Source organism: Neobacillus bataviensis LMG 21833, assembly GCF_000307875.1.
Taxonomy (GTDB): Bacteria; Bacillota; Bacilli; order Bacillales; family Cytobacillaceae; genus Neobacillus; species Neobacillus bataviensis.
Genome location: NZ_AJLS01000163.1, coordinates 1 through 8,235, shown reverse-complemented (window position 1 = coordinate 8,235; position 8,235 = coordinate 1). Strand labels below are relative to the sequence as shown.

Genomic DNA, 8,235 nt, shown 5'->3' with positions numbered 1-8,235 from the left:
TAAGTCAACATCGAATCGCTGACGCTCTTCGTGTTTCCTTTATCTCAGTTGGAGCGCTCCAGGCCATACGCCGCTGACCAGGGCGCTTACGCTTTTTTTGCTCCTAAAAGAACGGAAGAATGAAGATGCCAACAACAATTGATATTACTCCAATACCAATTGCCCAAGCACCAAGACCTGTCGCACCTTTACTTCTAGCAACGAACCCTAACACAATTCCTGCAGCACCAAAAAGAATAGGTAAAACAAACAGTGATAAAATCGAAAGCGCCAATGCTAGGGTACCCATGCCGGTGCCGCCTGCAGAACGTTCTCGAATTTCATCGTGTTCTCTTCTTCGTACGAGAGGAACAGGTGCAGCGATTTCTGCGGCTGTTTCCTCCCTATATTGTGCAGATCGTATCGGAACAGATGCGCCGATTTCAGGAACAGGCTCTTCTTTTTTCAATGTGTATGAAGTCTTAATAGGGGCAGCAATTTCTGATGCTGCTTCCTCCCTGAATTCCGCTTGAGAATTGGGGATATCCTGACCAATTATCGGAAGAGCTTCCTGTATTCTAGTGTCTCTTTCCTCTGCCATCCTAATCCCTCACTTTCAGTTATAGGAGCATTAATTATTGTTTCAAGTTCCGCTCACTTTTACTATGTCAATGTTTGTCTTAAATAGGTTTTTATTTCATTAACCGAGAAATTAATACATCATTGATCACGAGACTTTGGTAAAATATAAAGGAGAAACCCAAAAGCAGGTGAAGACATAATGAGAAAAAGATTCGGAATTGACATTGACGGTACCGTAACATGTCCAAAATCTATCCTACCCTTTATTAATAAAGCATTCGGCATGAATATTAAGTATGAGCATGTTAATCAATATGAATTAACACCTTTTGTTAATGTTTCAGAAGAAGAATTTGCAAAATGGTTTGCTGAAAATGAACCTTTAATCTATAAAGAATCCCCACCGGCAAAAGGTGCACTCCATATACTTCATAAATGGGAAAATAAACATGACTTGATTTTTATTAGTGCACGCGGCTCACATTTACTTGATGTAACAGAGGATTGGTTCTTTCATCATGGATTAACCTATCGCCATATTGAATTAATCGGGTCGCACGATAAAGTAGAAACCATTAAAAAGCACCAAATCGAACTCTTTTTTGAGGATAAACACGATAATGCTGTTATGATTCATGAGGAATGCCGAATCCCTGTTATCTTATTTGATACCCCCTACAATCAGGATCCCATTCCAAGAGGTGTAATCCGCATCAATAATTGGAGCGAAGCCTATTTTTGGGTAACAAATTGGTTAAAGCAGGAAGAGATGGAATGTAAAGTAGTGAGCAGCTCCCATCAATATTAAAAACAGCTTGTACGGGTTGCGTACAAGCTGTTTTTTAATGACATTCCGGGCAGCGGCCGTAAATCTCAAATTTATGCCCAGAAATATCGTATCCTTTTAAATTTTCACTTAATCCATCCATAGGACATGTATCAATTTCTTTTGTCTTTCCACAGTCCAGACAAATAAAATGGTGATGATGATGGTGTCTTGAACAAGTAAAGCGAAAATGCTTTTCACCAGATAACTCTGTCATTTCCAATATCCCCATATTGGCAAACAAAGTCAGGTTACGGTAAATAGTATCAAAGCTCAGGCCCGGATAATCATCCTTTAATTGCTCAAGAACGTCCTTTGCCGTTAAATACTTATCGCTATCGGCAAATAATTGGAGCATATCCTCCCGTTTCCCCGTCTGTTTAAATCCATTTTCCTTTAAATATTGAATGGCTTCATGTACATTCACTCTGCCCCGCCTCCTCCTGCAACTGAAAACTTTTTGAAAAGAATCGTTATTACTAAAATAAGTACGGCAAGCATGACAATCGTTCCACCGGGTGCCAGGTCAAGGTAATAAGCAGCAAAAAGTCCGCCAAGCACTGAAATTTCGCCAAAAAGGACGGATAAAAAAATCGTCTGTTTAAAGCCTTTAGCAATTCGAATACTTGCCGCAACAGGTAACGTCATTAACGAAGAAACTAGCAGGATCCCGACAATTCTCATTGAAGCAGCAATGACAAGGGCAACCATGACTATAAAGATAAAATGAATACTTTTGGCAGCAATGCCAGAGGCTTTTGCATGTTCTTCATCAAAAGAAAGTAAAAACAGCTCTTTATATAATAAAATAATGACTAAAATAACTAAGATACTAATGCTAAAAATAACCCACAAATCCGTTCGGCTGACAGCAGACACACTGCCAAACAAATAACTAAATAAATCAGTGTTGAAACCATTTGCAAGCGAAATGAAAATGACTCCAAGCCCTATACCGCTTGAAAGAATAATCGGTATCGCTAATTCCTGATAATGCTTGTAAACCCCTCTAAGTTTTTCAATAAACAAAGACCCACCTACGGAAAATACCATTCCGAGGTAAAGGGGATTTAGGCCCGACATCATCGCAAACTTTCTTTCAATCAGCAGGCTTGCAGCAATTCCCGCTAATGTTACATGACTAAGGGCATCGGCAATCAGCGATAATCTTCTGACAACGATAAAGACACCAAGCAGCGGGCCAATTATCCCAATCAACATTCCTGTAAGGAAGGCATTTTGTAAAAATTCATAATGAAAAATTCCCGCAATCATTTACTAACGCCTCCATGTTCATGATGATGGGTTAGCAAATGGACATCATGACCATAAACCTTTGACAAGCCATCAGCATTAAGCTGCTCAAATTCCGCTGTTTCTCCATGAAAGTGCAAATGCTTATTTAGGCAGGCCACATGTGTGACCCGATCCGATATTGTTCCAATATCATGTGTGACCAATAATAAAGTAATATCCCGATTTTTATTTAACTCACCGAGCATTTGATAAAAAGATTGAACATTTTCCGCATCAACCCCAACGGTTGGTTCATCGAGAATGAGCAGACTTGGTTCGCTAACGAGGGCACGTGCAATAAACACTCTTTGCTGCTGTCCTCCAGAAAGCTCACCAATGTTTCTTCCGCTAAATCTTTTCATCCCTACGGCATCCAAGGCCTCATTTACCTTTTTTGCATGTTCTTTTTTAAAGAAGGTAAACAAGCCTAACCTTTTGGTTAGACCGCTAGCGACCACTTCAAATACGGTTGCCGGAAACCCCGAGTTAAAGGAATTGGCCTTTTGCGATACATAGCCAATTTTTTGCCAATCTTTAAATTTATTTATATTCTGGCCGAATAATAGGATCTCGCCCTTTTGCGGTTTTAATAAACCTAAAATTAATTTTAACAAGGTTGATTTTCCAGACCCATTAGGGCCGACAATTGCTAAAAATGAGCCATCTGGAATTGACATGTTAATATTTTCAAGGACTGTATCCCTTTCATACCGATAGGAAAGATGGTTTATTTCAATTATTGATTGCATACTTAACACGCTCACTTTTAATTATAAGAATCATTCCGATTTAACTTCAAGTAGTATACAATAGGAATTTCCGAATGTAAAGGCAGAAAACTTTTCAAAGCGGCTCCGCTACACCTCATCCCATTGTCACACTCTAAATCCTAATTCATACATTAGCATGGAGGAGTGGTGAGGGTGAAAATATTTGAAAACATCATTAATCATAAAATAAACACGATAACTGCTGATGAGCTGCTTAAGTATGCAGAACAATTTAATATCACGGTTAATAGGCAGCAGGCAAGAAAAATTGCCGAATACTTAAAAGGTAAAAATGTGAATATCTTTGATGACAAAGAGCGTGCGAAATTAGTTAAACAAATTGCCAAATCTGCCGGACCCGAAACGGCACGTGAGGTCAATAAATTATTTATGCAGTTAACAAAGAAGTGAGAAAAGCGGAAGCGCTGGAGCTGGACATATAAAAAGCTGTGCATGAAGGCACAGCTTTTTACTTTAGGATTGCATAATCAGATCGCGTAAATCATCATTAAACCTCTGCTCGCGAAGCATTTCTATTTCAAATTTATATGGTGCTTTTTTGTTGTTCTTATCTTCACCGACAAAAGGAGTCTCTAGAATTTTCGGTATTTCCATTAGTTGAGGATGATGGACGATATAGTTAAGAGCCTTAAAGCCAATATGACCAAACCCGATATTTTCGTGGCGGTCCTTCCTCATCCCTTTTTCATTTTTACTATCATTGATATGAAGCACTTTTAATTTATCTAAACCAATAATTTTGTCAAACTCATTTAAAACACCATCAAAGTCTTCCACAAGGTTATAGCCTGCATCATGTGTATGACATGTATCAAAGCAAACTGACAGCTTGTCACTATAGTTGACCCCATCGATAATCATCGCTAATTCCTCAAATGATTTCCCACATTCGGAACCTTTACCTGCCATTGTTTCTAAGGCAATTTGAACCTGTTCCTTACCTGTCAATACTTCGTTTAAGCCTTCAATGATCTTCTTGATCCCCGCTTCAGTACCAGCGCCCACATGGGCACCAGGATGGAGAACAATTTGCCCCGCCCCAATGGCCTCCGTTCTTTCAATCTCGCTGCGAAGGAACCTTACACCTAATTCAAACGTGTCCGGATTGGTAGTATTACCAATATTAATAATATATGGAGCGTGGACAACAATTTCTGAAATCCCGTTTACCTCCATATGTTTTCGTCCTGCTTCAATGTTCAAATCTTCAATTTTCTTCCTTCTCGTATTTTGCGGTGCCCCCGTATAGACCATGAACGTATTGGCGCCATATGAGACCGCTTCTTCACTTGCCGCAAGCAGCATATTCTTACCGCTCATGGAAACGTGTGAGCCTAGTTTCAACATTCTGTACTCTCCCATCCCCGATTTATTTTTTTCTCTGCTCGATTTTTCTGTGCCGTTTTTTTACTTTATCCATTTCCCATTGCATTTTCTTTTTATAGCCTGGTTTTACTTTCTGTGGTTTCTTCACCATCGATTTGGCTTTTTTATCAGCCTCGTCCTCTTTTCTTACCCGAGTTTTTCGCTTATTTCGTTCATCGGCCTCAACCAATTCGCCGTTTTTCAAATCGACATATTTAAATTGTATCCCCATTTTTTCCAAACGATTTAATGCATCCTCGTCCGAACTTTCGTAAACCGTAAGGGCAATCCCGGAATTCCCTGCTCTAGCGGTCCTTCCCACCCGATGAATATAAAAATCTAAATCAGTCGGAAGTTCATAGTTAATGATATGGCTGACGCCCTCAATGTCAATTCCTCTAGAAGCAAGGTCAGTGGCAACAATATATTGGTACTCTAAATCCTGAATTTGCTTCATCATTTTTTTTCGTTCTCGCGGGTTTAAATCACCATGGACACGGCCAACCTTTAAACCTTTTTCATTTAAAAAGTAGGCAACTTCTTCCGCCTTCTTTTTTGTATTCGTAAATACAATCGCTAAATAGGGATTGTAAGCAAGCAAGGCATCATGAACAAGCTGTTTTTTACTGCGATGCCTTGATGGCAGAAGATATTGCACCAAATTTTCTGCAGATTTTTGTTTTGATTCAATCTGAATCATCTTTGGATTTTCCATATATTTTTTAAGAAAAGGCTTTAGCTTCTCAGGAATGGTAGCTGAAAAGACTAGCATTTGCAGGTTCTCCGGCATTTTAGCGGCAACCTGATCAACATCCTCAATAAATCCCATATCCAGCATCATATCAGCCTCATCCACAACAAGAATACTTGATGTATGGACAAAAAGTGCTTTCTCAATCATCAGATCCTTAATTCGACCTGGGGTTCCCACAACAATATGCGGCTGCACCTTCAATTTTTCAATTGTACGCTGCTTATCTGTTCCGCCAATATAGCATCTCGTCATGATTGGGCTGTCTGGGCTGCAGTGCTCCGTTACTTTCAGGATTTGCTGATAGATTTGTGTTGCTAATTCCCTTGTCGGTGCAGTAATAACCGCTTGAACCTCTTGACGCTTTGGATCAATTTTTTCGAGGATAGGTAACGCATAGGCAAATGTTTTCCCTGTTCCCGTTTGCGATTGACCAATCGCACTTTCCCCTTTTAATACTAATGGAATCATCCGCTCCTGGATTTCAGTCGGCTGAGAAAAGCCAAACTGATTCAGGGATTCTATAATAAACGGCTGAAATGTAAAACGGTTAAATCGATTTTCTTTCATATAATTGCTCCTTATTTAAAAAATATATAATATCGATGGAGTAGTCTTCTTCCCTTAATTAGAGTGTTGTGCTTTCCATCCTGTAATTATAGTCAAATTTCATCTAAATAACCAGCTAACTATTCTTTTATTCCCATCTTTTACTTTTTCCTCACTTTTTAAAACGAAATTTATTTTTTCCTTGTGTGGAATACCTAAACCAAATTAGGAAATATGCATATTTTAATGTATGAAGGAAATTGAAAGGAGGGCATTTGTATGTTTCCAGGACCAAGAATGCCCATGAATGGCGGTATGAGCATGGGACCGGGCCTGCTTGGAGGAAGAAATCCAATGATGGGACAAATAATGCGGCCACCGGGAGGCCCAATGGGCGGCGGACAGATGATGGGAAGAATGATGGGAGCCGGCGGCCAAATGAACAGGGGAGGCGGCGGTTTGCTTTCGAAACTTCTTGGGGGAGGTTCTAAAGCCGGCGGACCTGGTGGACTAATGGGAATGCAGGGTGCGGGAAGAGCAGCAGGAGGCGGCGGCGGATTGCTTCGATCCTTAAGTAATCCAGGCGGACTGTCTGGAATTTTAAATAATACCCAGAATGTACTAAAGACAGCCCAATCTATTGGTCCGATGGTTCAACAATATGGTCCAATGATGAAAAACCTTCCTGCTATGTGGAAACTGTATCGCGGCTTCAAAAACGCTTCAAAAACCACGGATACGGCGTCAGATGAAACGAACAAAAAGAAAGAAGCAGTTAAGGAAGAATCATCAAGTATGGAATCAAGCGAAATTAGAACATCAACGAAAAATACGAGTAGAAAGAAAAGTCAAAAACCTCCTTCTGAAAGTAAAAAGCAAGATTCTCAAAAAAGAAGCCGGCCCCAAAAAGGAAGTTCTGTTCCGAAAATGTATATATAATGAAAAATGCTGTGGCCAATTGTATTGTCCCACAGCATTTTTTATTAGAGGAAAAATGTATCTTTGTATTATATCTATTAGTTTTATATAATAAATACATAGTCTAGTAATTCATGTCTTTTTTAGGAGGACTTCATATATGCAAATTATTAAAATTTCACCACGCGGGTATTGTTATGGTGTTGTGGATGCCATGGTCATCGCCAGAAACGCGGCTTTAGATAAGACACTGCCTCGTCCTATCTACATTTTAGGAATGATTGTTCATAATAAACATGTTACCGATGCCTTTGAAGAAGAGGGGATTATTACCCTTGACGGAAAAAACCGTAAAGATATTCTAGATAAGGTAGATACAGGTACTGTTATTTTTACTGCCCATGGAATCTCCCCCGAGGTACGGGAGCTTGCAAAAACGAAGGGTCTTGTAACACTTGATGCGACATGCCCAGATGTCACAAGGACGCATGACTTGATTGAAGAAAAAACAAAAGAAGGATTTCAAGTCATTTATATTGGAAAAAAGGGGCATCCAGAGCCGGAGGGTGCTGTCGGCGTAGCTCCAGGTTTGGTTTTTCTTGTAGAAACTCCTAGTGATGTAGAAGCATTAACCGTTGAAAGCGACAAACTAATTGTGACCAACCAAACCACTATGAGTCAATGGGATGTTGCCGATACCATGAAAAAGGTCAGGGAAAAATATCCTCATGTCGAGGTATATAATGAAATTTGCCATGCCACCCAAATACGCCAAGAAGCAGTTGCAGAACAAGCAACAGAAGCAGATGTAACGATTGTTGTGGGCGATCCGAAAAGTAATAATTCCAATCGCCTAGCACAAGTTTCGGAGGAAATTGCCGGAACGAAGGCATATCGCATCGCCGATATTACCGAATTAAAAATTGAGTGGATTAAAGATGCCAAAAATGTTGCAGTAACATCTGGAGCCTCTACACCAACTCCAATCACAAAAGAAGTGATAACGTTTCTTGAACAATTCGATCCAAACAACGAAGCAACATGGGAACGGAGAAAGAAAGTGCAGCTAAGCAGGATATTACCTAAAGTAAAAAAGACAGAAGAATAATAAGAAAAGCGCAAGCGCCCTGGTCAGCGGCGTATGGCCTGGAGCGCTCCAACTGAGATAAAGGAAACAC

General features: G+C 39.9%; 10 protein-coding genes. 4 read left to right on the top strand and 6 right to left on the bottom strand.

The window, feature by feature from the left end; translation table 11 throughout:
- Positions 1-103 precede the first annotated feature (103 nt).
- Positions 104-580: a hypothetical protein gene (locus BABA_RS28430; protein WP_007087942.1), complete on the bottom strand. Its 477-nt coding sequence runs from the start codon at positions 578-580 to the stop codon at positions 104-106.
- A 180-nt stretch (positions 581-760) separates the two neighbouring features.
- On the opposite strand from BABA_RS28430, the gene BABA_RS24350 reads away from it, so the two are divergent.
- Positions 761-1,369: a 5' nucleotidase, NT5C type gene (locus BABA_RS24350; protein ID WP_007087941.1), complete on the top strand. Its 609-nt coding sequence runs from the start codon at positions 761-763 to the stop codon at positions 1,367-1,369.
- Positions 1,370-1,403: 34 nt separating this feature from the next.
- On the opposite strand, the gene zur is transcribed toward BABA_RS24350, so the two are convergent.
- From zur to BABA_RS24335, 3 genes are read right to left on the bottom strand one after another with little or no spacing between them, the layout of a single operon-like run.
- On the bottom strand, positions 1,404-1,814 hold the full coding sequence (gene zur, locus BABA_RS24345; RefSeq protein WP_007087940.1) for a zinc uptake transcriptional repressor Zur: 411 nt from the start codon (positions 1,812-1,814) through the stop codon (positions 1,404-1,406).
- On the bottom strand, positions 1,811-2,662 hold the full coding sequence (locus tag BABA_RS24340; protein WP_007087939.1) for a metal ABC transporter permease: 852 nt from the start codon (positions 2,660-2,662) through the stop codon (positions 1,811-1,813). The genes zur and BABA_RS24340 overlap by 4 nt, the downstream gene beginning before the upstream one ends.
- Positions 2,659-3,432, bottom strand: a complete 774-nt coding sequence (locus BABA_RS24335) for a metal ABC transporter ATP-binding protein (protein WP_007087938.1) — start codon at positions 3,430-3,432, stop codon at positions 2,659-2,661. The genes BABA_RS24340 and BABA_RS24335 overlap by 4 nt, the downstream gene beginning before the upstream one ends.
- 174 nt (positions 3,433-3,606) lie before the next feature.
- Here BABA_RS24335 and BABA_RS24330 point away from each other — a divergent pair, with 174 nt between their 5' ends.
- A complete protein-coding gene (locus BABA_RS24330) occupies positions 3,607-3,864 on the top strand; it encodes a DUF2624 domain-containing protein (protein ID WP_007087937.1) in 258 nt (85 codons plus the stop codon).
- Positions 3,865-3,927: 63 nt separating this feature from the next.
- On the opposite strand, the gene BABA_RS24325 is transcribed toward BABA_RS24330, so the two are convergent.
- Both BABA_RS24325 and BABA_RS24320 read right to left on the bottom strand, forming a co-directional pair.
- The gene (locus tag BABA_RS24325; protein WP_007087936.1) at positions 3,928-4,821 is read right to left on the bottom strand and encodes a deoxyribonuclease IV; all 894 of its coding nucleotides are present in this window, start codon (positions 4,819-4,821) and stop codon (positions 3,928-3,930) included.
- A gap of 22 nt (positions 4,822-4,843) precedes the next feature.
- Positions 4,844-6,160 carry a DEAD/DEAH box helicase gene (locus BABA_RS24320; protein ID WP_007087935.1) on the bottom strand — a complete coding sequence of 439 codons (1,317 nt, stop codon included), beginning with the start codon at positions 6,158-6,160 and terminating at the stop codon, positions 4,844-4,846.
- 258 nt (positions 6,161-6,418) lie between these two features.
- On the opposite strand from BABA_RS24320, the gene vrrA reads away from it, so the two are divergent.
- Positions 6,419-7,078, top strand: a complete 660-nt coding sequence (gene vrrA / locus BABA_RS24315; RefSeq protein ID WP_007087934.1) for a VrrA/YqfQ family protein — start codon at positions 6,419-6,421, stop codon at positions 7,076-7,078.
- A 139-nt stretch (positions 7,079-7,217) separates the two neighbouring features.
- Positions 7,218-8,165, top strand: coding sequence for a 4-hydroxy-3-methylbut-2-enyl diphosphate reductase (locus BABA_RS24310; RefSeq protein ID WP_007087933.1), 948 nt, complete (start codon positions 7,218-7,220; stop codon positions 8,163-8,165).
- Positions 8,166-8,235 lie beyond the last annotated feature (70 nt).